This window comes from Kluyvera sp. 1366 (genome assembly GCF_054823405.1).
In genome coordinates, this window is record NZ_JBTRDW010000001.1 from 489852 (window position 1) to 511652 (window position 21801).

General features: G+C 54.8%; 20 protein-coding genes. 7 read left to right on the top strand and 13 right to left on the bottom strand.

Annotation, left to right across the window (positions count from 1 at the left end; all coding sequences use genetic code 11):
- Nucleotides 1-28 precede the first annotated feature (28 nt).
- Nucleotides 29-865 carry an alpha/beta fold hydrolase gene (locus ACVLVH_RS02320; protein ID WP_498948599.1) on the bottom strand — a complete coding sequence of 279 codons (837 nt, stop codon included), beginning with the start codon at nucleotides 863-865 and terminating at the stop codon, nucleotides 29-31.
- Nucleotides 866-973: 108 nt separating this feature from the next.
- Between ACVLVH_RS02320 and ACVLVH_RS02325 the strand changes: the two genes are divergently transcribed.
- Nucleotides 974-1972, top strand: coding sequence for a GlxA family transcriptional regulator (locus ACVLVH_RS02325; RefSeq protein WP_498948601.1), 999 nt, complete (start codon nucleotides 974-976; stop codon nucleotides 1970-1972).
- 79 nt (nucleotides 1973-2051) lie between these two features.
- Nucleotides 2052-3269, top strand: a complete 1218-nt coding sequence (locus ACVLVH_RS02330) for an MFS transporter (RefSeq protein ID WP_498948602.1) — start codon at nucleotides 2052-2054, stop codon at nucleotides 3267-3269.
- 11 nt (nucleotides 3270-3280) lie between these two features.
- On the opposite strand, the gene ACVLVH_RS02335 is transcribed toward ACVLVH_RS02330, so the two are convergent.
- Nucleotides 3281-5221, bottom strand: coding sequence for a methyl-accepting chemotaxis protein (locus tag ACVLVH_RS02335; protein WP_309837676.1), 1941 nt, complete (start codon nucleotides 5219-5221; stop codon nucleotides 3281-3283).
- 273 nt (nucleotides 5222-5494) lie between these two features.
- Between ACVLVH_RS02335 and ACVLVH_RS02340 the strand changes: the two genes are divergently transcribed.
- The gene (locus ACVLVH_RS02340; RefSeq protein WP_446676437.1) at nucleotides 5495-6601 is read left to right on the top strand and encodes a Fic family protein; all 1107 of its coding nucleotides are present in this window, start codon (nucleotides 5495-5497) and stop codon (nucleotides 6599-6601) included.
- Between the two features lie 42 nt (nucleotides 6602-6643).
- Here the strand turns inward: ACVLVH_RS02340 and ACVLVH_RS02345 are convergent, their stop codons facing one another.
- The 3 genes from ACVLVH_RS02345 to ACVLVH_RS02355 form a co-directional block, all read right to left on the bottom strand.
- Nucleotides 6644-6991 carry a YebG family protein gene (locus tag ACVLVH_RS02345; RefSeq protein ID WP_217548088.1) on the bottom strand — a complete coding sequence of 116 codons (348 nt, stop codon included), beginning with the start codon at nucleotides 6989-6991 and terminating at the stop codon, nucleotides 6644-6646.
- A gap of 73 nt (nucleotides 6992-7064) precedes the next feature.
- Nucleotides 7065-7859, bottom strand: a complete 795-nt coding sequence (locus tag ACVLVH_RS02350; protein WP_008108794.1) for an SIR2 family protein — start codon at nucleotides 7857-7859, stop codon at nucleotides 7065-7067.
- A complete protein-coding gene (locus ACVLVH_RS02355) occupies nucleotides 7856-8416 on the bottom strand; it encodes a non-canonical purine NTP pyrophosphatase (protein ID WP_101761408.1) in 561 nt (186 codons plus the stop codon). Before ACVLVH_RS02355 ends, ACVLVH_RS02350 begins: the two co-directional genes overlap by 4 nt.
- Before the next feature lie 399 nt (nucleotides 8417-8815).
- Between ACVLVH_RS02355 and ACVLVH_RS02360 the strand changes: the two genes are divergently transcribed.
- The gene (locus ACVLVH_RS02360) at nucleotides 8816-9976 is read left to right on the top strand and encodes a putative bifunctional diguanylate cyclase/phosphodiesterase (RefSeq protein WP_225614485.1); all 1161 of its coding nucleotides are present in this window, start codon (nucleotides 8816-8818) and stop codon (nucleotides 9974-9976) included.
- A gap of 529 nt (nucleotides 9977-10505) precedes the next feature.
- Here the strand turns inward: ACVLVH_RS02360 and ACVLVH_RS02365 are convergent.
- The 8 genes from ACVLVH_RS02365 to ACVLVH_RS02400 form a co-directional block, all read right to left on the bottom strand.
- The gene (locus ACVLVH_RS02365) at nucleotides 10506-11411 is read right to left on the bottom strand and encodes an ABC transporter substrate-binding protein (RefSeq protein ID WP_192235003.1); all 906 of its coding nucleotides are present in this window, start codon (nucleotides 11409-11411) and stop codon (nucleotides 10506-10508) included.
- On the bottom strand, nucleotides 11411-12205 hold the full coding sequence (locus tag ACVLVH_RS02370; RefSeq protein WP_498948605.1) for an amino acid ABC transporter ATP-binding protein: 795 nt from the start codon (nucleotides 12203-12205) through the stop codon (nucleotides 11411-11413). The genes ACVLVH_RS02365 and ACVLVH_RS02370 overlap by 1 nt, the downstream gene beginning before the upstream one ends.
- Complete coding sequence (locus ACVLVH_RS02375) at nucleotides 12189-13115, bottom strand: amino acid ABC transporter permease (protein WP_110868467.1); 927 nt, start codon at nucleotides 13113-13115, stop codon at nucleotides 12189-12191. The genes ACVLVH_RS02370 and ACVLVH_RS02375 overlap by 17 nt, the downstream gene beginning before the upstream one ends.
- Nucleotides 13116-13124: 9 nt before the next feature.
- Nucleotides 13125-13637 carry a GNAT family N-acetyltransferase gene (locus ACVLVH_RS02380; protein WP_101761402.1) on the bottom strand — a complete coding sequence of 171 codons (513 nt, stop codon included), beginning with the start codon at nucleotides 13635-13637 and terminating at the stop codon, nucleotides 13125-13127.
- A gap of 9 nt (nucleotides 13638-13646) precedes the next feature.
- Nucleotides 13647-14579, bottom strand: coding sequence for an ABC transporter substrate-binding protein (locus ACVLVH_RS02385; protein ID WP_192235005.1), 933 nt, complete (start codon nucleotides 14577-14579; stop codon nucleotides 13647-13649).
- An 18-nt stretch (nucleotides 14580-14597) separates the two neighbouring features.
- The gene (locus ACVLVH_RS02390) at nucleotides 14598-15911 is read right to left on the bottom strand and encodes an LLM class flavin-dependent oxidoreductase (RefSeq protein WP_110868465.1); all 1314 of its coding nucleotides are present in this window, start codon (nucleotides 15909-15911) and stop codon (nucleotides 14598-14600) included.
- Nucleotides 15912-15994: 83 nt separating this feature from the next.
- On the bottom strand, nucleotides 15995-17152 hold the full coding sequence (locus tag ACVLVH_RS02395) for an amidohydrolase (RefSeq protein WP_498948609.1): 1158 nt from the start codon (nucleotides 17150-17152) through the stop codon (nucleotides 15995-15997).
- Between the two features lie 22 nt (nucleotides 17153-17174).
- Nucleotides 17175-18170, bottom strand: coding sequence for an MsnO8 family LLM class oxidoreductase (locus ACVLVH_RS02400; RefSeq protein ID WP_137386971.1), 996 nt, complete (start codon nucleotides 18168-18170; stop codon nucleotides 17175-17177).
- 368 nt (nucleotides 18171-18538) lie between these two features.
- On the opposite strand from ACVLVH_RS02400, the gene ACVLVH_RS02405 reads away from it, so the two are divergent.
- Genes ACVLVH_RS02405 through ACVLVH_RS02415 form a run of 3 tightly spaced genes read left to right on the top strand, consistent with a single transcriptional unit; the run spans nucleotide 18539 to nucleotide 21370 of the window.
- On the top strand, nucleotides 18539-19516 hold the full coding sequence (locus ACVLVH_RS02405; RefSeq protein ID WP_137386972.1) for a TRAP transporter substrate-binding protein: 978 nt from the start codon (nucleotides 18539-18541) through the stop codon (nucleotides 19514-19516).
- A gap of 48 nt (nucleotides 19517-19564) precedes the next feature.
- Complete coding sequence (locus tag ACVLVH_RS02410; protein WP_498948612.1) at nucleotides 19565-20071, top strand: TRAP transporter small permease; 507 nt, start codon at nucleotides 19565-19567, stop codon at nucleotides 20069-20071.
- 12 nt (nucleotides 20072-20083) lie between these two features.
- Nucleotides 20084-21370 carry a TRAP transporter large permease gene (locus tag ACVLVH_RS02415; RefSeq protein WP_101761395.1) on the top strand — a complete coding sequence of 429 codons (1287 nt, stop codon included), beginning with the start codon at nucleotides 20084-20086 and terminating at the stop codon, nucleotides 21368-21370.
- Nucleotides 21371-21801: the final 431 nt, after the last annotated feature.

A 21801-nucleotide genomic window follows, 5' to 3' on the forward strand; every position in this document is an offset into this window, starting at 1 on the left:
CGCCGCTACGATTCGTGAACTCGGTAATTTACGCTTTCGCAAACGCCAACAAATCAGGATTAATCTGCTCAGGATGCGTCGCGAACATACCGTGCGACAAGCCTGGGTAGGTTTTCAGCGTGCCCTGTTTCAGCAGCTTAATCGCCTTATGCGCCGAATCATTAATCGGCACCACCTGATCGTCTTCCCCATGCAGCACCAATACTGGCACGGTGATCGCTTTTAAATCTTCGGTAAAATCGGTTTCCGAGAACGCAGCGATACAGTCGTACTGCGCCTTAGCGCCGCCCGCCATGCCCTGACGCCACCAGTTATCGATCAAGCCCTGGCTCGCTTTCGCACCCGGACGGTTAAAACCGTAGAACGGCCCCGCTGGCACATCGATAAAGAACTGCGCGCGGTTAGCGGCCAGCGCCGAGCGGAAACCATCAAACACCTCTTTCGGCAAACCTTCTGGATTGGCGGCGGTTTGCAACATGATTGGTGGCACGGCGCCCATCAACACCGCTTTCGCCACGCGACCTTTTTCGGCATGCGCCACATAACGCGCCACTTCGCCGCCACCGGTAGAGTGACCGATATGGATGGTGTTGCGCAGGTCCAGCGCTTTGGCCAGTTCTGCCACGTCAGCGGCGTATGTGGTCATATCATTGCCGCTATCGGTTTGGTCGGAACGTCCGTGGCCGCGACGGTCGTGGGCGATAACGCGATAACCTTGTGCCAGGAAGAACAACATTTGGTTATCCCAGTCATCGGCGCTTAACGGCCAGCCGTGATGAAACACTACCGGTTGGGCGTTTTTTGGGCCCCAGTCTTTGTAAAAGATTTTGGTGCCGTCTTGGGTGGTGATGATGCCGTTGCTCATGAGTAAGTCCTCTGTATGTGATTGTCTGCGTTCGATGGGCTTATTGTTATGGAAAGCGGCAGCGGCTAATATTGTCAAATATGACACATTAAGGGCCGTAACTGACAAATGATAAAAACTGACGAAAGCAGCGTTGTCGCGGAGATTGGCTTGGTGATCTATCCCGATTGCCAACTCGCGGCGATATATGGCTTAACCGATATGTTCAGGATTGCTGCGGAATGGGCCGAGAATATATCGGGTGAAGAGCGCAAGCGGACGATTCGTGTCTCACATTGGCAGATTGATGCGCACAGCGATCACATGGTTTGCGTCTGGGATAGCCATCCCGATACAGCACATCGCCTGAGCCACGTGATTGCGCCGCCAAGTCTGGTGGTGCCAGCGAAAATGGTGCCCATGAAGGTGCCCGCCGACTGGATGAGTGAGCTTTATGACGCAGGCGTAACGCTCTGTTCGGTGTGCGCCGGTGCCTTTGTGCTGGCCGAAACCGGACTAATCGATCACCGTCGCGCCACCACGCACTGGGCCTTTGCGCAGACGCTGTCGGAGCGTTTTCCTTCGGTAGACGTCGCGGTGGAAAATATGGTGATTGACGATGGCGACATTATTACCGCCGGTGGGATTTTGGCGTGGACCGATTTGGGTTTAACGCTGATCGAAAAAGTGCTCGGCACCGGCACCATGCTGGCGACCTCACGCTTTTTACTGATCGACCCGCCGCGACGCGAGCAAAGCACCTATTCGGCATTTATCCCCAATTTCGATCACGGCGATAGCCAGATTCTGCGCGCGCAGCATCATCTTCATGCCCATGTTGCCGAGCATCACAGCATTGAGAGCATGTCGGCGCTGGCAAGCATGACGCCACGTACTTTTCTGCGCCATTTCCAGAAAGCGACCGGCCTGCGGCCAACGGATTATTTGCAGCAGGTACGCATTATGAAAGCGCGCGACGCGCTAGAGCTGAGTAATCGTTCGGTCGATCAGATCGCCTGGGAGATCGGCTACAGCGACCCTTCCGCTTTCCGCAAAATTTTCCGCAAACTCACCGGCGTCACGCCCGGCCAGTATCGGCAGCGGTTTGGTACCCGGCAACATAATTAACGCCCATCACAGCAGGAAAATTGCCGTTTTCCTGCCATGATTACGTTCGTCCCGTTCCGATTACTTGCTAAGGATTCCTATGCCACTGCGTTCGCTTCAGGCTCTGTGTCTGGTTAACTTTTTTATGGCTGACGTACGAGATGGTCTTGGGCCTTTTCTCGGCATATTTCTGACAGAACGCCACTGGAATGCAGGAGATATTGGCTGGGTGATGACCGCCGGTGGCCTTGCAGGTCTGGTTGCCACCCTGCCGGCGGGTTTAGCCACAGACGCTACTCGCCATAAACGATCGTTGCTGCTCATCGGTTCACTCCTGATCACCCTATCCACCTTGCTGCTGTGGTATTTCCATCAGGGATGGATCGTGGTTTTATCGCAGATTGTGACTGGCCTTTCCGCCGCGCTCATCGCGCCGATGTTGACGGGTATTACCCTTGGCCTGGCCGGTCCGCAAGGATTCAGCCATCAAATGGGGAGAAATGAAGCCTTCAACCACGGCGGAAATATGACGGCCGCCATTATTGCGGGTGCTTCAGTGTGGTTGTGGGGCACGGGTGCGGTGTTTGTACTCATGACGACGATGGCGCTGTGCGCAGGTGCAGCCGTGCTGGCTATTCGCCATAACGACATCGATAACCTTGCCGCGCGCGGGCTTTCTGGCAGCGAATCGATTAGCAACGTCCCGCGTCTTTATCAGATTGCCCGTAATCCTGCCGTCATTATTACGGGAGTTACGCTGTTACTCTTCCATCTTGGCAATGCCGCGCTGTTACCTATGCTGAGCCTGCGGGTGGCGGCAGCGCACAATGCAGCCATCAGCCCTGGACTTTATGCTGCCGCCACGGTGGTTATTTCACAATGTGTGATGATTCCCATGGCGCTGTATGCTGCACGTCACGCACCGCGTTTTGGCTACCCCGTGCTGATCACGGCGGCGCTGCTGGTGCTGCCATTACGTGCGTTGATTGCCTCCGCTTTTGACGGCGCTTATTTCATGATTCCGGTACAGATTCTGGATGGCGTAGCGGCGGGTCTGCTGGGCGTGGCGGTGCCGGGTTATATCGTGAAGGTGCTTGAGGGCAGTGGACATACCAATGCGGGTCAGGGTTTTATCATGCTCATGCAGGGCGTCGGCGCGGCAATGAGTCCCGCGTTAGCGGGAAACATTGCCGCAGCCTATTCCTATCGCAGTGCGTTTGCCGTGCTGGGCGCGATCGCCCTGGCGGCGCTGATCACCTGGTGGATAGGCAGCCGTTATTCAGAGAAAAACGGCGTGCCACGCTCAGCGCGTTCTTAGCTAAGGCTCAATTAACTCAGCTGGAAACGCCCAACGGTGTTCGCCAGCTGCGAGGCCTGATCTTCCAGCGAACTGGCGGCGGCAGACATCTCTTGCACCAGCGCGGCGTTCTGCTGCGTGGTGCTGTCCATCTCGTTCACCGCGATGGTCACCTGACTGATGCCGCGCGCCTGCTCATCGGAAGCGATCACGATTTCACCGATAATGGTGCGCACCGAATTCACCGCCTGCGTCATCTCCTGCATGGTCTTGCCCGCATCCTGCACCAGCTTCACGCCGCTGCCGACGCGCTGCGTGGATTCTTCAATCAGCGCGCCGATATCTTTCACCGCATTGGCGCTGCGTTGGGCCAGATTACGGACTTCCGACGCCACCACGGCAAAGCCGCGTCCTTGTTCTCCGGCACGCGCCGCTTCTACTGCGGCGTTCAGCGCCAGAATATTGGTCTGGAAGGCGATGCTATTGATGATGGCGGTGATGTCGCCAATTTTCTTCGCGCTGTCGTCAATTTGCGCCATGGTTTGCACCACTTCGCCCACCAGCGTTTCACCACGGCTGGCAATGTGCGTGGCGTTGTCGGTGAGCGTTGTCGCCTGATGCGCGTTGGTGGCGTTGTGTTTCACCGTAGCAGTGATCTGCTCCATGCTGGCGGCCGTTTGCTCCAGCGCGGCAGCTTGCTGCTCGGTACGCGAGGCGAGATTGAGGTTGCCGCTGGCGATTTCACCCGCGCCCTGACGCACCGACGAACTGGCATCCTGAATCTGTCCCACGATATCGCGCAGCTGGTTTTGCATGGTATGCAGCGCATAGAACAAGCTGCTGTTATCGCGCCCTTTCAACGTGATGACGTTATCGAGTTTGCCATCGGCGACGGCCAGCGCGATGGTCGCGGCTTCCAGCGGTTCGCCACCAATCGGCTTCAGCACTTTGCGACTGAACAGCATGCCAAGCAGCGTACACACCACCAGAATACTGATGATCATCAGGATCACTGCGTTAATCAGTTGACGATGCGCCGCCGCCATCACCTGGCTGACCGGCGCAACCACGCCGAGATACCATTTCTGATCGCTGTTACCAATCACCACCGGCTGCCATGTCACCAGCGCATCTTCACCCAGCAACGCATCATGATGTTCCATCACGCTGCTGCTGAAGTTATGGGTATCACCTTTCCACGGCTTGCTGGTCTGGCTTTTATCCGGATAAGAGACCACATTACCCGCGCTGGAGAGCAGCATCGCATAGCCGCTGCCATCCCACGGTTTGATTTTGTTGACCTTCTCCTGCAGCGACGCCAGCGAAATATCGGACGTCACCACGCCCCACAGTTTGCCCTGGCTCACAATCGGCGCCGCTACCGAAGTCAGCAGCGTCGGCACGCCGTTGTAGGCGTAGCTGTAAGGCTCAATCAGCATATCTTTCTGACTTTTTTGCGGCAGCAGATAGTAATCGCCCTGACCTGGCGTGAAGATCGAGGTCAGCGGATGCAGGTTAAAATTGCCGGTTTGATCGCGATCGACGAAGAAGGCGTAGCGACCTTTCGGTGCCGCATTGGCTTGGGTGGCGAACTCCGCGTCACGTCCGTCGAAGGCGTTCTCTTCGAAGATCACCGAGATCGACAGGTAATCGGGATTATCGCGCAGCGCCGATTCCATCAGCTTATCAGCAACTTTACGGTCCTGAATGCCCGCCGCTGGCAATGCGATCAAGCTGTGGCCGAGGTTATGCGCCACATCGCGCGCGTAGCTAAGTTCATGCTGAATTTGCAGCGCCTGGCTTTGTGCAATCTGCTGCAGATAGCTTTCGGCCAGTGACTTTTGTTCGTTACTGGATTGCCAGCTCAGCACGCCGATGGTTACGGCAAAGCCGAGTGTGATGGTTAAGGCGCCCGTCAGCAGCATCTGCGTGCGGGTGCTCATTGTTTTCTTAGGTGATGCGTGTTTGGCCATTATGGCGCTCCTGGAGTTGACACTTTTCGGTATTCAGAACCACTCCCTGTGCGCGTACATCCCTTTGAACACTCTATCGGCGCGCGGCGGTAGAACTTGATGGCAAGGTACCAAACTCCGGTGGATTGCCATTGATGGTCACCGACATTAGCTCAGCGCCAGATGCCTGCAAGCTCAGCTGGTCAATGAGCCGATTACAGACTATTATTCAGCTCACCATGTGAGCCGAATAGCCGTTCTATTCAGCTCATGCGATTCAGGAGTGACTTTATGATGTGGATTTGGCAGCAGCCCGATTGGCCGCAGTTTCGCTGGCAGGAAGAGAAATTACTGCCGCGCCTGCGCCAGCTGCAGCAGCAGCGCGGCGTCTTGCTGGGCCGCGCCAGCGTGCAAGATAACAGCGATCAACAAACGCTGGATACGTTGCTCAGCAATATCCTCTCTTCCTCAGCGATTGAAGATGAGCGCGTCAACGCGCAGTCGGTACGATCGTCCCTTGCCCGCCGTTTAGGCGTTTCGCTCGATCAGCCTTACCCGGTTTCCGAACGTTCCGAAGGTTTGGCAACCATGATGATGGATGCCATCACGCAACGCGATCAGGAACTCACGTTGGCGCGTTTATGTCAGTGGCATCGCTGGTTATTCCCCGCAAGCGAATGGACCATTAAGCGACTAAATGTTGGCGCGTTGCGCGGCGATGAACCGATGCAGGTCGTTTCGGGGCGTATCGATCGGCCAACAGTACATTTCGAAGCGCCGCCGCGCGCCGGGCTGGAGGCACAGCTTGAGGAATTTATCGCGTGGTTTAATCACAGCCGCGCGGATCCGCTGCTCGACCCGCTGTTGCGCGCCGCGCTGTGCCATCTGTGGTTCGTTACGCTGCACCCGTTTGATGACGGTAATGGACGCATCACCCGCGCCCTGACCGATTTGGCGCTGGCGCAGGCGGATAGCCAGAGCATCCGCTTGTATGCCATGTCCGCATCGATTCTGGCGCAACGTGCCGATTATTACCGCATCCTGCAGCAGACGCAGCGCGGCGCCATGGACGTCACCGATTGGCTACTGTGGTTTTGTGATGTGCTGAATGACAGCCTTGAGCGCGCGCTGGAAACCGTCACGCGCACGCAAAACAAAGCGCGCTTCTGGTTAATGCACAATGCTGCTGAGCTGAGTGCGGAGCAAACCCGCGTGCTGAATCGCTTACTGGATGGCGGTGAACAGGGATTTAACGCAGGTATCAGCGCCGGCCAGTATCAGAAGGTGGCGAAAGTGAGTAAAGCCACGGCGACGCGACATCTGACAGAACTGCTGGCGAAAGGTTGTCTGGAGAAATTACCCGGCGGCGGGCGCAGCACGCGCTACCAGATTAAACATTGATGAGTAACCAGGTGCGCATCAATGCGCACCTGACAAAACGGCTTAGGCCGCTTTAACCGCGCGGACTTTCTTTTCCGGCGCTACCGCTTCCGCTTCGCTCTCGGTTTCCGCAGCGGCTTCAGGCGTTGGCGCGACCTCTTCTGCCTTTACAATATCCGGCAGCTTGCTGGTGCGCAGGATATGCTGCACCGCGTCTTTCTGTTCAGCCAACAGCAGACCCAATGCTTCGGCCTGCGCTTCACCCAACTCTGGCTGATGTTGCTGTAGCCAATCGGTAAAGGCGTCTGCCATATCGAGCATTTTGTCCCAGGCATCCGCGTCTTTTTTATTGGCAAACGTCATCTTTTCTTCACCCTTTCTGACTACAACATATTTGGTTTCGACTGCCATGATGCACCTCGATTAACTGTATTTATATACAGTATATTCTGATCAAACTTTTCCAGGCAATCACTTTCTGCTGTTAAGCCAGTAATTCTTCCAGGAACAGCGCCAACGCTTTGCGCGGATCGTCCTCTTCCGAGACGATCATCTCAATGCCCCACTGCCCTAATACCTCTTTTGCCACCGGGTTATTGCGGTTGGTGAACAGGTACGATTTAGGACGCGCGGTGGCCAAGCCGGTTCGGCCCCACATTTTTGTCAGGCGGTAGAATAACAGACGAATATTGAAATCGCTGATGCTGTAGCCCACAAACAATACCGAGTTGCCCATGACGTCGTGCGTGAGTTTGATATCCAGCGGCGAATCAAAATAGAGGCGTTCAAAGTAGCTGCTTTCATCCAGCACAATTGACGTATCGTCGTCGAAATCACCATGCAGTTTGATGATGTGGCGCTTATCTTCAGTCAACGACACCAAATCTGCCGCGTTCGCTACTTTACTGTAAGGCACGTTGTGCGCCTCATGCGCCATTTCAAGCCAGCGATCGTAATTGGTGGTGTAGATGCGTGAGAAATTGCCTTGGGTGATCATGGTATGGATTTCAGAACTGCGCACGTCAATATCCGGGCGATGCCATTCGCGATCCATCCAGCTGCGCAGCGGTCCCAGCGAGCCTTTACGCTGCTTGTAATACTCCGCCAGCGACAGATGCGTGCCGTAGGTATTGAAGATTTTCGGGTCGTAGCCCAGCTCTTTAGCCAGGTGCGCAATCAGCTCATGCCATTCCGGCAGGCCAAGATTGCGTGAAATGCCTGCACCGGCGAACAGGATCAGTTTACCGGCGTCGTAGGCGCGTTTTAGCTCGGGTTTCATGCCAATCCCCGCGATGTTTTCAAAAAGGTTGCGAAGCGATCCAGCGCCAGGCGACGCATCGAAATCTCATTTTTCAGCTCGCCCATTTCGGCGAAGGTTTGCGTATGCCCTTCCGGGATAAACACGCAGTCCCATTGAAATTCGCGTGGACCAGCAGGCTCGGTGGCGATGGTGCCGCGCAGTTCGCCTTCGAACTGATACATTTTTTGCCCATCGCAATAGCCAAGCACGGTTTTTGCCGTGACGCAGGCGCTATCTAAACCGTTCACCAGTTTGGTGAAGCGCTCGGCATTCAGGCGGCTCCAGAAGATGCGCGTCAATCCGGCCGGTAAGCCGTTCAGGCCATCCAGATAGAGCCCGGTGTGTTCGACAAACAGCGGACGACCAATAATAGAGAACGCTTTGGTGAGCTTGTCGCGCACCAGTTCAACCTCATTTTCAGTCTGAATCTCTTCAATACGGCGTGCGATTGGAAGCACTTCGACACCGACCGGCTCAAGGATGGTACGCACCTCGGCCAGCTTTAGCTCGTTGGCAGACAGGAATCGTATTTTCATTGCAATCAGTATGTTGAAGGTGAGTTTAAGCTCTGTGAAAGCTTTTCCGTTGGTCGTTGATTCTAACGCGCCTACCGGGAACTGGATAGGAACAATCTTTGATCGGAGAAAACAAAATTATGACTTTCCCGATGCATGAATCTAGAATAATTATGCGATTCAATTTAATAAATATGACAGAAAAAATGAGAACCTCAGATGATTTCTTATTTTAGCTCCAGATATTCCATGCTAAAAGATTTACCCTTCATTTTGCAGGGTGATAACCCAGAGAAAAAATTGCGCTTAACTCTGCTCATTGCTGGATTTTCCAGCATCCTGGCGGGTTTTTATATGGTAGTGACGAATTTCATTAAGGGAGAAAATGGTGTTTCCGCCTTATATTGCCTGAGCACCGCGATGGGATTTTATATTGTCATTGCGGCATTCCGTGACAAGCTGAACAAACATCTCTACATCATCGTGCATGCTTTGTTACTGATCATAATGCTGTTGTTTCTGCTGGATAATGACCACAGAGTAGAAAAACACTCAGAGTACAATTATCTGGTGGCGTTAACCGTCGGCTCAGCATTGGTATTACGCCAGCAAACACCTTACTTAAGTAAAATATTCCCGTTAATCTGCCTGGTGGTTTATCTGTTTTTTATCTCGACCGGATTAACCTGGCAACATAGCGCGTTTCAGCTCAATATTCCGCATGAATCCGGCTTTTATATCGTCAACTGTGCAGTGCCAATGATCGCGCTGTTGTTGACGGCATTCACGCTGCGCGGCAACTACTCCGAAACCGATTTGATCAAACGCGAACTTTCACAAGCCATCGAAAAGAATCAGCTGGAGCTCTATTACCAGCCACAAGTCGACAGCAATAAAAAGCTGATTGGATTTGAAGCCCTGCTGCGCTGGAAGCATCCTGTTAAAGGCTTTATTTCACCCGAAGTGTTTATTCCAGTGGCCGAAAAAAGTGGCTTGATTATCGACATTGGCAAGTGGGTGATGGAACACACCTTACAGCAAATCGCCGAATGGGATCGCGGTCAGCACCTTAGTGATTTGGTGTTTTCTGTTAACATCAGTCCGCTGCAGTTAATACACCGCGATTTCACCCAGGATACCTTGTTATCGCTGTCACATTATAAAATCCGCCCCGAACGCCTCAAGTTTGAAATTACTGAAACCACCTTTGTCTACGACCAGAAGCGTATTGGCGACGTAATCAGCCATTTTAGCCAATTAGGTGTTAAATGGGCGATTGATGACTTTGGCGTCGGCTATTCATCGCTTAAATCGATCAGTGATTTTGCCATTGATGATATTAAGATTGATAAATCATTAATCATGCAGATTTTTAAAAATGAGTCATCGGCGATTGTGGTGCAGAAAACCATCGAGTTATCGCGTGAAATGGGTCTGAATGTGCTGGCTGAAGGCATCGAGAGTGAGGAGTATTTCACCTACCTGCGCGATAAAGGCTGTCATCTGTTTCAGGGCTACCATTTCGCCCGCCCGCTGCCGCCCGCAGATGCGCAGGTATGGATCAAAAAAGCCAAAATATAATCTGCTGTTTTGCAGGGTCGCCATTTATGGCGACCGGCACACGAAATATTAACTAAAACAGCAGTTTCGCGAGGAAAAGTCCTAACCCAAGTGTCATGAATTGCATTGCTACCAGCCATTTAGTTTGTATCATTATCGCCTCATACAAATCGCTGTTTATCGACTCCACCTTAACTCCTCTGGACTCGACATCTTGCTTAGTCGCATCATTAGATTTGTTCGCTGGCACATCGGTGAAAAGTACATTAACCTGACTTTCAAGTCTGCTGCCTCTTTCCTGCATTCCCTTACCTCCGTTGAATGAATGCACATCACACAAAACCGTAAGCATCCTGGCACTAAAATATTTTTAAAACATTAGCGTTTCGAATAACAGAATGATGTTTTAGGGAGATCATTGGTCTAATTAGTGGAAGCCATAACTAACAATAGCAAATTTAATGTGAGCCGACCTAAAACCCAATGAAATAAAAAAAGCCCACAACTTTCACATCGTGAGCTTTCTCGCAAAATTAAGCAGAACAGAAAATTACTGGTAAACAATCCCCGGCGGATTTACCTGCGAGGTTTCCACCGCCTCTTCCTGTTCGCCCCAGCGTGCCAATACTTGTTTGTACTCGCCGCTGGCAATCGCGCCATTAATTGCCTGCTGCAGTGCCACATCCAATCCATTACCTTTTTTAGTGGTCACCGCCACCCAGGCGCGGAACGGGCCGTGACCGACGATTTTGGTCTGCCCGCGCGAAGCGACTTTCCATGCTGCCAATGATTGAGGGCCAAACGTTGCATCCGCACGTCCCGAAAGCAGCGCCAGCGTGGCCGCCGCATCATCGTTGAGATAGATCGGCTGCACCGGCGCTAAGCCCTGCGCGCGGTTCTTCTCATCCCAGCTGAGTAAAATCCGCTCCTGATTGGTGCCCGAACCCACAATGATGCGCTTACCCGCCACATCTTCGCGGCCCTTAATCGCGGTTATCGCGCTGTTGGTTTTCACCGCAAAGGCGTGGTTATCCGCGCGATAAGTGGCGAAATCGAACTTCTTTTTGCGCTCTTCGGTGACGGCAATATTGAACATCGCCACGTCATACCGTCCAGCGGTAATACCCAGCGGCCAATCTTCCCAGGCGGCTGGCACCAGCTTCAGCTTTAAACCCAAACTGTCCGCCAGCAGACGCGCAATATCCGGATCGCTGCCGATCAGCGTTTTATTATCCGACGCCCATAAACCGATCGGCGGCGAGTTCATCGCCGTGGTGGCGACGGTCAAATACCCCGGATTCACAAAGTGAAAACCCGCCGGAATCTTCGCGATAGCCTGGGGATTCGCGGCTATATTGATCGGCGTTTCGTTGTTTTTGGCATCCAGCGTTTCTGCTGCGATGGCTGGCGCGCCTGACATCACTGTCAGCAACGCCGCAATAATCACTCTTTCCATTAAAGTACCCGCGCCAGAAAACGTTTGGTGCGCTCGTGGCGCGGCTGATTCAGCACCTGATTACTGCTGCCCTGCTCAACAATGCGTCCATCGACCATAAACACCACGTTGTCCGCCACTTCACGCGCAAAACCGACTTCGTGCGTGACAATCACCAGCGTGGTGCCGGAACGCGCCAGTTTTTTGATCACATCCAGCACTTCACCCACCAGCTCGGGATCGAGCGCTGACGTCGGTTCATCAAACAGCATCACGCGCGGATTGAGCATCAAGGCACGCGCAATCGCGATACGCTGCTGCTGGCCGCCCGACAAATGGCGCGGCCAGGCATCGGCTTTGTGACGCAGGCCAACCACATCCAGCAGCTCACCGGCACGATCAATCGCTTCACGGCGAGACAGTTGACGATGCGCAATCGGCGCTTCAATCAGATTCTCCAGCACCGTCAGATGCGGGAACAGATTGAAGTTCTGGAACACGTAGCCAACGTTGATGCGCTGACGCAGAATTGCCTGCTCTTTCAGCTCATACAGCTTGTCGCCGCGACGCTGATAACCGATGTAATCACCATCGATCTGGATATAGCCTTCATCAACGCGCTCCAGATGGTTAATGATGCGCAACAGCGTCGATTTGCCCGAGCCAGACGGCCCGAGAATCACCGTCACCGATCCCGGTTCCAGCTCCAGTGACACATCATCCAGCGCTTTCAGTTTGCCGAACGACTTGCTCACGCCGGTAATGCTAATGGCGCCAGCGGTATGCAGATTGCGGTAATCAATGGCTTCGGACATGGGAAAGCTCCTCGGTTGCAGGTTTGGCGCTGCGGTTACGCCATTGACGCCAGCGCGACGGCTGCGGTTCACGGGTGACACTGCGCGCCAGCCAGCGCTCAACGCTGTGCTGCAGCAGTGACAAAACGGTGGTGATGATCAGATACCAGGCCGCGCCGACCATCAGCAGCGGAATCACCTGCTGCGTGCGGTTATAGATCATCTGAATGGTGTAGAACAGTTCCGGCATCGCCAGCACGTAAACCATTGAGGTGCCTTTGGCGAGGCTGATGATTTCATTAAAAGTGGTAGGAATAATCGCGCGCAGCGCCTGCGGCAGAATGATGCGGAAGGTACGGCGCGTGGAGGATAATCCCAGCGCCGAAGCCGCTTCAAACTGGCCGTGATCGACACCCAAAAAGCCGCCGCGAATGATCTCAGCACTATAAGCGCTCTGCACCAGCGTCAAACCAATCACCGCCGCCGGGAACTGGCCGAGCACGTTGATGGTCTGGAAATGGCCCCACGACAGCGCGGTAAACGGAATGCCGAGCGACAGCGTGTCGTACAGATAGGAGAAGTTGTAGAGGATGATCAGCACCACGATCAGCGGCAGCGAGCGGAACAGCCAGATATAGCCAAACGCCAGCGTACTCAGCAGCCAGGATGACGAGAGACGCGCCAGCGCCAGCAAACCGCCAAAAATCAGGCTGAGTATGGTGCCAAACAGCGTCAGCAGCAGCGTTTGCCCCAAACCGCTGAGGATCACCGGATCAAAAAACCATTTGGCGAACACGCCCCATTCCCAGCGCGGATTGAACGCAACCGAATCAATCACGCTGGCCAGAATAAACAACGCGACAATCGCGCCGACGGTACGTGCCGGATATCGCGCCGGCACCACGGTTAAACGTTGTGGTTCATTACGCATTACAACTCCTTAGCTGGCCTGCGCCACGCTATGTACATCAATCACTTTCAGGAAGCGCAAGCGTCCATCGTGTGGCGGCTGGCTGTAGACCTCCATATCCTCCAGCAGCTCAAACTGCGGCTGATAACCGTGGCCGATATACAACTTCACCGCTTCTGGCTGGCGGAAACCGGTGGTGAGAAACACGCGCTGATAGCCCGCACGCAGCGCACGGCGCTCCAGTTCCTGCAGGATCAGCAGCGCCAAGCCCTGACGACGCAGATCGCTGCGCGTCCAGATGCGTTTAAACTCAGCGGTCACCTCGTCGTAAGGTTTATACGCGCCCATCGCGATGATCTCGCCGTCACGCTCCAGCACGATAAACAGCCCGCGCGGCGGCAAATACCATTCGGTCAGCTCCACCTCTTTTTGGCTGGTGAAGAACGCGCCGTAGCGCGCGGTATATTCACCAAACAGTCCGGTCAAAATCGGTTGCAGCTCAGGCGCTTCCGGTGATACTTCGCGGAACAGTTGCTCGCTCATGCTGCCTCCTTAATCGCCCAATCCGGCCGGATTGATCTCTGAACTGTCGATACGCTCCACGCCTTCACCCCAGCGCTTCAGCACCTTGTCGTAATCGCCGTTCTTGATCACGCCATTCAGCGCGGTGTTGATCGGCTGCACTAAACCGCCATCTTTCTTCACCGTCACCGCGATGTGCGCCGCTTTAGGCCAGCCGCCATCGACGCTGCCAACCAAACGCGTCTGCTTGGTCAGCGCCGCTTTCCAGGCGCCAATTACGTTCGGACCAAAGTAGGCATCGGCGCGACCTGACTGCAGCGCCAGCGTTTGGGCCGCATCGTCTTTGGTATACACCGGCGTAAACGGCTTCAATCCTTTAGCCTGATTCTCTTTATCCCAGGCCAGCAGGATCGATTCCTGATTGGTGCCAGAGCCGACGATAATACGCAGTCCGGCAATATCTTCGGCTTTGGTCAGCGACGTAATTGGACTGCTGGATTTGACGTAAAAACCGAGTGAATCTTTGCGATAGGTGGCGAAATCGAAGCGTTCTTTGCGCTCTTTAGTGACGGTCACGTTACTGATCGCCGCATCGTATTTGCCCGATGCCACGCCCAGCGGCCAGTCTTCCCATGACGTTGGCACCACGTTGAGTTTCAGACCCAGGCTGTCGGCGACTAAGCGGGCGATATCCACTTCGCTGCCGAGCAGGGTTTTGTTGTCATCACTGAATACAGTTAATGGCGGCGAATTCAGCGCGGCGACCGCTACGGTGAACGAACCCGGCACGGCAAAGCGATGTCCAGCCGGGATCTGCGCCACTGCGGCGTCATTTTTCGCGGTATTGATCGGCGTTTTGTTGGCTTCAACACTGATGTTTTGACCGTTAACCGCCACATCTTCGGCGAATACGGCGCTGCTCATGCCCAGCAACAACAGCGCAATAAGGGATTTTTTCTGCATAGCGTTTATTCTCGAGTTTTATTTTTGTGTGTATTGGTTAACCGGATCTTTCAGACCAAAGCTGGCGCGCAGCGTGGTTCCGGGGTATTCGCTGCGGGTCAAACCTCGCGCTTGCAGAATCGGTACCACGCGATCGACAAAGCGTTCGAAGGTATCTGGCGTGCCGCCCTGAATGATGAAGCCATCGGTCGCTTCGCTCTCAAACCACAGCTGCAAACCGTCAGCCACCTGCTCTGGCGTGCCATGGAACAGCGGACGCGGCGTTGCGGCTTCCAGCGCCGCCTGGCGCAGCGTGTGGCCATGCTCGCGCGCCTTACGTTTGATTTCGTCGGTGGTGCTGCGGAAGCTGTTTTGCCCGATATCGCCGAGTTCCGGGAACGGCTCATCCAGCGGATATTGTGAGAAGTCGTGATGATCGAAGAAGCGACCGAGATAGTTGAGCGCATCTTTGATGGAAACCAGCGCGGCGGTGGTTTGATACTGCTGCTCCACATCTTCCGCACTGTCGCCAACAATCACGCCAACGCCCTGGAAAATGTGCAGATCGCCCGGTTCGCGGCCATTCGCCACCAGCTGTTTTTTCACATCGCGGTAGAACGCCTGCGCCTCTTCGCGCGTCGGCTGATGGGTAAAGATGGCATCGGCGTGTTTAGCGGCCAGCTTGCGGCCATCTTCCGATGCGCCCGCCTGGAACACCACCGGACGTCCTTGCGGCGTACGTTCGATATTCAGCGGCCCTTGCACCTGGAAGAAATCGCCGTGGTGATTCAGCGTGTGCAGCTTCTCAGGATCAAAGAACTGGCCGCTCTCTTTATTACGCACGAAAGCGTCGCCTTCCCACGAATCCCACAGCCCTTTCACCACTTGCAGATACTCATCAGCGATGCGGTAGCGCAGCGCGTGTTCCGGATGCTGCTGGCGCGAGAAGTTCTTCGCCGAACCTTCCAGCGGCGAGGTCACCACGTTCCAGCCCGCACGACCGCCGCTCAGATGATCGAGGCTGGCAAACTGCCGCGCCACGGTGAACGGCTCGCTGTATGAGGTGGAAACCGTGCCGACCAAACCAAGATGCTCAGTAACGCCCGCCAGCGCCGACAGCAAGGTCAGCGGCTCGAAGCGATTGAGGAAGTGGGGAATCGATTTTTCGTTAATAAACAGGCCATCGGCAACAAACAGGAAATCCAGCTTGCCCGCTTCCGCCTTGCGCGCAATGTGTTTGGCGTAATCAAAATTGATGCTGGCATCGGCCAGCGCCGCCGGATGACGCCACGCGGACATATTGCCGGACGCGCCATGCAGAATGGTGCCCAATCGCAGTTGTCTTGCAGTCATAATGTTCTCTCTTTTGCCAAGGCGCAGCCTGACGGCGACATGCCTGTCGCCGTGCAGAACCGGAATTAAACGGGTGAATCGCGTTAGTTCAGAATGGCGTCACGACATCGCGCGTTGAGGTGCTGCAACGCTTGCTGAGCCAGTTGCGTAAAGTAGTGTGCAGCGGGGGCAATCAGCGCTTCATCAGGATTGAAGCCGCCATGATGCAGGCCAAATTCGCTCGCGCTGCCAATGCTGACAAACGCCCCGGGGATCTGCTGTAAGTAGTAGGCAAAATCTTCGCCGCCGAGATGTAACTCAGCGGTCTGCACGCGGTAGCCCGCCTGCTGCGCCACGTTGCTGGCAAACTGCGCCCAGCGCGCATCGTTCTCCAGCACCGGCGGACCCGGATGCCAGCTGAAGGTGGCGCTGGCACCGTTGGCGGCGGCGATATTCTCCACCAGCGTGCGGGCGCGCTGCTCCAGCTCCGCGCGCACCTGTTTGTCGTGGGTGCGCACCGTGCCGCCAAATTCGGCCTCGCCGGGCAGTACGTTCCAGGTTTTGCCAGCGTCGATACGCGTCACGCTGAGCACTAAGCTGTCCAGCGTATTGAAGCTGCGGCTGGTGAGCGATTGCAGCGCCTGAATAATCTGGCTGGCGACCACAATGCTGTCCACGCCCTCTTCCGGATGCGCGGCATGCGCACCTTTGCCGGAAACCCGCACGATAAATTTATCCGCATTGGCGTAAAACGCGCCGCCACGGGTGGCGAAGGTGCCGGTCGGCAAACCGGGTTCATTGTGCATGCCGAAAATCGCCTGCACACCGTCCAGCACGCCCGCATTGATCAACTGGCGTGCGCCGGTGGCGTTCTCTTCTGCCGGTTGGAACAGAATACGGATGCGCCCCGGCAATTGATCTTCAACGGCTTTCAGCTGCAAGGCCGCGCCCAGCATCACCGCGCTGTGAACATCGTGGCCGCAGGCATGCATTACGCCGCTGTTGCGCGAGCGGTAAGTGAGTCCGGTGGCTTCGTGAATCGGTAGCGCATCGATATCGGCGCGCAGCGCAATCAGCGTGTCGCCGTGCCCCACTTCCACGATTACGCCGGTTTCCAGCGGATAATCCAGCAGACGCAAACCGGCGTCCTGTAACCAGCGGCGCAGGCGCGCGGTGGTTTCGACTTCGCGGCCGGATAACTCCGGCCAGCTGTGCAGCTCACGTCGCCAGTCAATCAGCTGATGTTCGCTAAATTGCGTCATACCTGCCTCCGGAAGCAGCGAATCATGCGGTGACTAAACGGTGAGTGGCCAACAGTTCGAGTGATTTCACGCGCGCCTGCTCTTCAGCCACCGGCGTATCAATCACGAACTCTTCAATGCCGAAATTCTGATGCAGCGCATCCAGCTTGGCATGCACCTGCGCGGCGGTGCCTTTCAGCAGCGATGGCGTGCGCGGTTCAATCACGTAATCGGTATAACCGCCCTGACGCACATAACGTTCGGCCTGCTCGACGCTGCCGACGTTAACGCTGGGGCCATCTTTCACGCTGACGTGGTAAACGCGCAGGTTATCCACCAGCAGATCGGCTTCCGCCGGCGAGTCCGCCACCACCACTTGCACCGCCACCAGCGCGCGCTGGCCGTTGCTGTGCTGGCGATAGCTGTTAAGGACTTTTTCCATCAGTTGCGGATCGCCGTTGTGATGCGCCGCAAACACCAGCTGCCAGCCGAGTTCCGCCGCCAGTTTGGCGCTCTCTTCGCTGGCACCCAGCAGGAAGCGATTGGCCGGACGCGGCGGCTGCGGCGTGGCGCGCAGAATCTCTTCATCGCCCACTGGCGGCACTTGCAACCAGCTATCCAGCAGCGTCAACTGCTCGGCGAAGCTGCCTTTCTCCTGCAGATGCACGCCGAGCTGCAACGCACGCGTTGAGAGTGGCAAGCCGCCTGGCGCTTTGCCGACCCCAACGTCAATGCGGCCCGGCGCTAAGGACGCCAGCAAGTTGAAGTTTTCCGCCACTTTGTACGGGCTGTAGTGTTGCAGCATCACGCCGCCGGAACCGACGCGAATATGTTGCGTCTGGCCGATGATCCAGGCGATCAGCAGTTCCGGCGACGGACTCGCCAGACGATCGGTATTGTGGTGTTCCGCTAACCAGAAACGGTGATAGCCCCAGGCTTCCGCCTGCTGCGCCAGCTGTAACGTGCGGTGTAGCGCGTGGCTGGCTGTCTCTCCGTCGGCAATCGGCGATTTATCCAGCAAACTCAGTCGGTATGACATGCGCCTTATCCTTTTCGTCATGAATATGGCGAGTAGTTTGTGGCGGAGAAGGCGGATTCGTAAAACATGATATTGTCGTATCTATATTTACTTTATGCATATCAGGGAGATAGATTGGACCATGTGGTTTAAACTCCTTTGAAAACACACAATTATCCCCACAGGATATGGATTGTTGTGGTGATGTTTTGAAAATGTGACACTCAATATAAAATTATTAAAACATCGTTTCAAAATGTGACGTAATTCATCCAATCGCCATTCCCTTATTTTTCCAGCCACTATTTTCTCTATGCTGACACCACGCGGCATCCTTCGACAAATTAATGCGCCGCACCTTCCTGCCTCCCTTTAGCTGGAGAAAAAGCATGACGTTTAAAAAATTACTTCTGGTCGTTTCGTTATCCTCTGCGGCAGCGTTTTGCCCGGCAGTGGCTTCCGCCAAGGTCATTAAAGTGGCCGAAGTTCAACCGGCGGGTTATCCCACCGTGGTGGCGCTTGAACACATGGGCGAGAAGTTAAAAAAAGCCACTGATGGCCGATTAGAAATGAAGGTTTACGCCGGTGGCGTACTAGGCGATGAAGACCAGACGCTGCAGCAGGTGCAACTGGGCGCCATTGACATGATCCGTGTTTCGCTGGCACCGGTCACCACCATCGCGCCAGAAACCAGCGTATTAACCTTGCCGTATGTTTTTCGCGATGAGGATCATATGCACAAGGTGCTTGATGGTGATATCGGAAAAAATATCGTCGAGAAATTCGATAACGATCCTAACGCCCGTATGATATTCCTCGGCTGGACCGACGCCGGTGTGCGCAACATGATCACTAAAAAGCCAATCGCCAAACCCGACGATCTTAAGGGTATGAAAATCCGCGTGCAAAACAGTGCGATTTCGTTGGCCACCTTAAAAGCCATGGGCGCAAACCCGGTGGCAATGGGCGTGAGCGAAGTGTTTAGCGCCATGCAAACCGGCGTGGTGGATGGCACTGAAAACAACCCGCCAACCTTTGTTGCCCACAACTATATGCCAGTCGCCAAATACTACACCCTCACCGGCCACTTCATTCAGCCTGAAATGATTCTCTACTCTAAACCGTTGTGGAATCGTCTCTCGGCTGACGACCAGGCGTTGCTGAAGAAATTAGGCAAAGAGGCGCAGGAGGAAGAGCGTCAGCTCTGGGCAACTTACACCCAACAATCCATCGAGAAGATGAAAGCCGGTGGCGTGACCTTCCAGGAAACCGATCGTGAAACCTTCATGAAAGCCACCCAGCCAGTGCGCGATCAATTTGGCGGGAAATATCAGGATTTGATGAAACAAATTGCTGATGTGAAGTAATCCTCCCCACGCCACGTGCCTGCGTGGCGTTTTAATCAGGTAAATATTATGACTGCATACTCTCGTCTGATGGATGGGCTTTATTTGCTGTGCATGGCGATCGCCGCCGTTGCCTTGTTGATCATGGTGACGGTGATTCCCATCGGGATTTTCACCCGCTATGTGCTGAACGACGCGTTATCCTGGCCAGAACCGGTCGCCATCATTTGCATGATCATCTTTACCTTTATTGGTGCGCCAGTCGGGTTCCGCGCCGGTACGCATATTTGCGTCTCGATGATGACCGACCGGCTCTCGCCGGTGAATCAGCGCTGGCTGCTGAAGTTGTCTGACGCGCTGATGATCATCACCTGTCTGGTGATTTTCCGCGCCAGTTACAACCTGTGTGAAGCGATGTGGGTGCAAACGCTGGCCTCACTACCGGTGGTGACCTATGGCGAAATGTATCTGCCGATCCCAATCGGCGCGATTTTCACCCTGCTGTTTGTCATTGAAAGATTGGTTCATGGCGATCAAAGCCAACGCGCCATCGTGACTCTTGGCGGCACCCACTAAGCGGAGAAGAAAATGGACGCACTGATTTTGATAGGCAGTTTGGTGGTATTACTGCTGGTGGGTTTCCCGGTGGCATTTGCCGTTGGATTGAGCGCGTTTATCGGGGCATGGTGGATCGATTTACCACTGGAAGCGGTGGTAATTCAGATTACCAACGGCATTAATAAGTTTTCACTGTTAACCATTCCGTTCTTCATTTTGGCTGGTGCGATTATGGCGGAAGGCGGCATTGCCCGACGGCTGGTTAACTTTGCCTATATTTTCGTTGGCTTTATTCGCGGCGGTTTGTCGCTGGTGAATATTGTCGCCTCAACCTTTTTTGGTGCAATTTCGGGCTCTTCGGTGGCGGATACCGCCTCGATTGGTTCCGTGATGATTCCGCAGATGGAGGAGAAAGGCTATCCGCGTGATTTCGCTGCGGCGGTAACGGCCAGCGGCTCGGTACAAGCGGTGTTAACCCCGCCCAGCCATAACTCGGTGATTTATTCGCTCGCCACCGGCGGTGTTGTCACCATCTCATCGTTGTTTGTCGCCGGCATCATTCCAGGCCTGTTACTGGGTTTTTGCTTAATGGTGATGTGCCTGGGATTTGCGCGTAAACGCGGCTATCCCAAAGGTGAGCGCATCCCTTACAAGCAGGCGTTGAAAATCTTCTTCGATGCGTTTTGGGGATTGTTCACCATTTTCATCATTCTCGGCGGAATTCTGTCCGGCGTGTTCACCGCCTCGGAATCGGCAGCCATTGCCTGCATCTGGGCGTTCTTTGTCACCATGTTTATTTATCGTGATTTCAAATGGACGCAATTGCATATTCTGGTGTTTCGTACCATCAAAACGGTAACCATTGTGATGGTGTTGATCGCCTTCGCCGCCGGTTTTGGTGCGGTAATGACCTTTATGCAATTACCCACCATTATTACCGAAGCCTTTACCCAATTTTCCAGTAACAAGTATGTGATTTTGATGTGCATTAATCTGCTGCTACTGGTGGTGGGGACGCTAATGGATATGGCACCGCTGATCCTGATTCTGACGCCGGTACTATTACCGGTAGCCACCGCACTCGGCGTCGATCCGGTGCATTTCGGCATGATAATGCTAACCAACTTAGGCATTGGTTTAATTACGCCACCGGTCGGCACGGTACTATTTGTCGCCAGCGCAGTGAGTAAGCAAAAGATTGAGCAAGTGGTCACCGCCATGCTGCCTTTCTATGGCGTGTTGTTTATTGTGCTGATGTTGATTACCTATATTCCGGCGTTATCGCTATGGCTACCGCGTTTAATGGGCGTGATGTAACAACCGGTCAAATCATTGTGCTTTAAATCTGCTGCGGGCTCTGACACATCTACTGCGTCACGGGCCGTCCTCGCACCGCTAGCGCGGTACCTTCGGCTTTCACGTCGTGCCGACGGATCATTCGGGGATCGGCCGTCCTGGCCGGCCCCGAACTGCCTCACGCATCCCTGCGTGAGGCTCCTGGCCCAACGTAAAAGCCTCAGCGCTGCGGATAGCCCTTTTGCCGCAGCAGACGCGTCAGCGCCTCTGGCAAATGTGCCCTTTTCAACAACACGCACTGAAGGTTTGGAGCAGGCCGGGGCCGCTTTTGGGCCGGCAATCCGCAGCGCTGAACGAAGCGAGGAAGCCAGGAGAGCCCGCAGGACGCGGGCGAAAGGCGGAGCCGGGACAGGACGTCCCGTCTCCGCCGGTCCGTCAGGCAGACGAGCGAA

Bases quoted from the DNA above. Each gene is read 5' to 3' on its own strand.
- ACVLVH_RS02320 (WP_498948599.1), bottom strand. From the start codon at position 865: ATGAGCAACGGCATCATCACCACCCAAGACGGCACCAAAATCTTTTAC.
- ACVLVH_RS02325 (WP_498948601.1), top strand. From the start codon at position 974: ATGATAAAAACTGACGAAAGCAGCGTTGTCGCGGAGATTGGCTTGGTG.
- ACVLVH_RS02330 (WP_498948602.1), top strand. From the start codon at position 2,052: ATGCCACTGCGTTCGCTTCAGGCTCTGTGTCTGGTTAACTTTTTTATG.
- ACVLVH_RS02335 (WP_309837676.1), bottom strand. From the start codon at position 5,221: ATGGCCAAACACGCATCACCTAAGAAAACAATGAGCACCCGCACGCAG.
- ACVLVH_RS02340 (WP_446676437.1), top strand. From the start codon at position 5,495: ATGTGGATTTGGCAGCAGCCCGATTGGCCGCAGTTTCGCTGGCAGGAA.
- ACVLVH_RS02345 (WP_217548088.1), bottom strand. From the start codon at position 6,991: ATGGCAGTCGAAACCAAATATGTTGTAGTCAGAAAGGGTGAAGAAAAG.
- ACVLVH_RS02350 (WP_008108794.1), bottom strand. From the start codon at position 7,859: ATGAAACCCGAGCTAAAACGCGCCTACGACGCCGGTAAACTGATCCTG.
- ACVLVH_RS02355 (WP_101761408.1), bottom strand. From the start codon at position 8,416: ATGAAAATACGATTCCTGTCTGCCAACGAGCTAAAGCTGGCCGAGGTG.
- ACVLVH_RS02360 (WP_225614485.1), top strand. From the start codon at position 8,816: ATGGGATTTTATATTGTCATTGCGGCATTCCGTGACAAGCTGAACAAA.
- ACVLVH_RS02365 (WP_192235003.1), bottom strand. From the start codon at position 11,411: ATGGAAAGAGTGATTATTGCGGCGTTGCTGACAGTGATGTCAGGCGCG.
- ACVLVH_RS02370 (WP_498948605.1), bottom strand. From the start codon at position 12,205: ATGTCCGAAGCCATTGATTACCGCAATCTGCATACCGCTGGCGCCATT.
- ACVLVH_RS02375 (WP_110868467.1), bottom strand. From the start codon at position 13,115: ATGCGTAATGAACCACAACGTTTAACCGTGGTGCCGGCGCGATATCCG.
- ACVLVH_RS02380 (WP_101761402.1), bottom strand. From the start codon at position 13,637: ATGAGCGAGCAACTGTTCCGCGAAGTATCACCGGAAGCGCCTGAGCTG.
- ACVLVH_RS02385 (WP_192235005.1), bottom strand. From the start codon at position 14,579: ATGCAGAAAAAATCCCTTATTGCGCTGTTGTTGCTGGGCATGAGCAGC.
- ACVLVH_RS02390 (WP_110868465.1), bottom strand. From the start codon at position 15,911: ATGACTGCAAGACAACTGCGATTGGGCACCATTCTGCATGGCGCGTCC.
- ACVLVH_RS02395 (WP_498948609.1), bottom strand. From the start codon at position 17,152: ATGACGCAATTTAGCGAACATCAGCTGATTGACTGGCGACGTGAGCTG.
- ACVLVH_RS02400 (WP_137386971.1), bottom strand. From the start codon at position 18,170: ATGTCATACCGACTGAGTTTGCTGGATAAATCGCCGATTGCCGACGGA.
- ACVLVH_RS02405 (WP_137386972.1), top strand. From the start codon at position 18,539: ATGACGTTTAAAAAATTACTTCTGGTCGTTTCGTTATCCTCTGCGGCA.
- ACVLVH_RS02410 (WP_498948612.1), top strand. From the start codon at position 19,565: ATGACTGCATACTCTCGTCTGATGGATGGGCTTTATTTGCTGTGCATG.
- ACVLVH_RS02415 (WP_101761395.1), top strand. From the start codon at position 20,084: ATGGACGCACTGATTTTGATAGGCAGTTTGGTGGTATTACTGCTGGTG.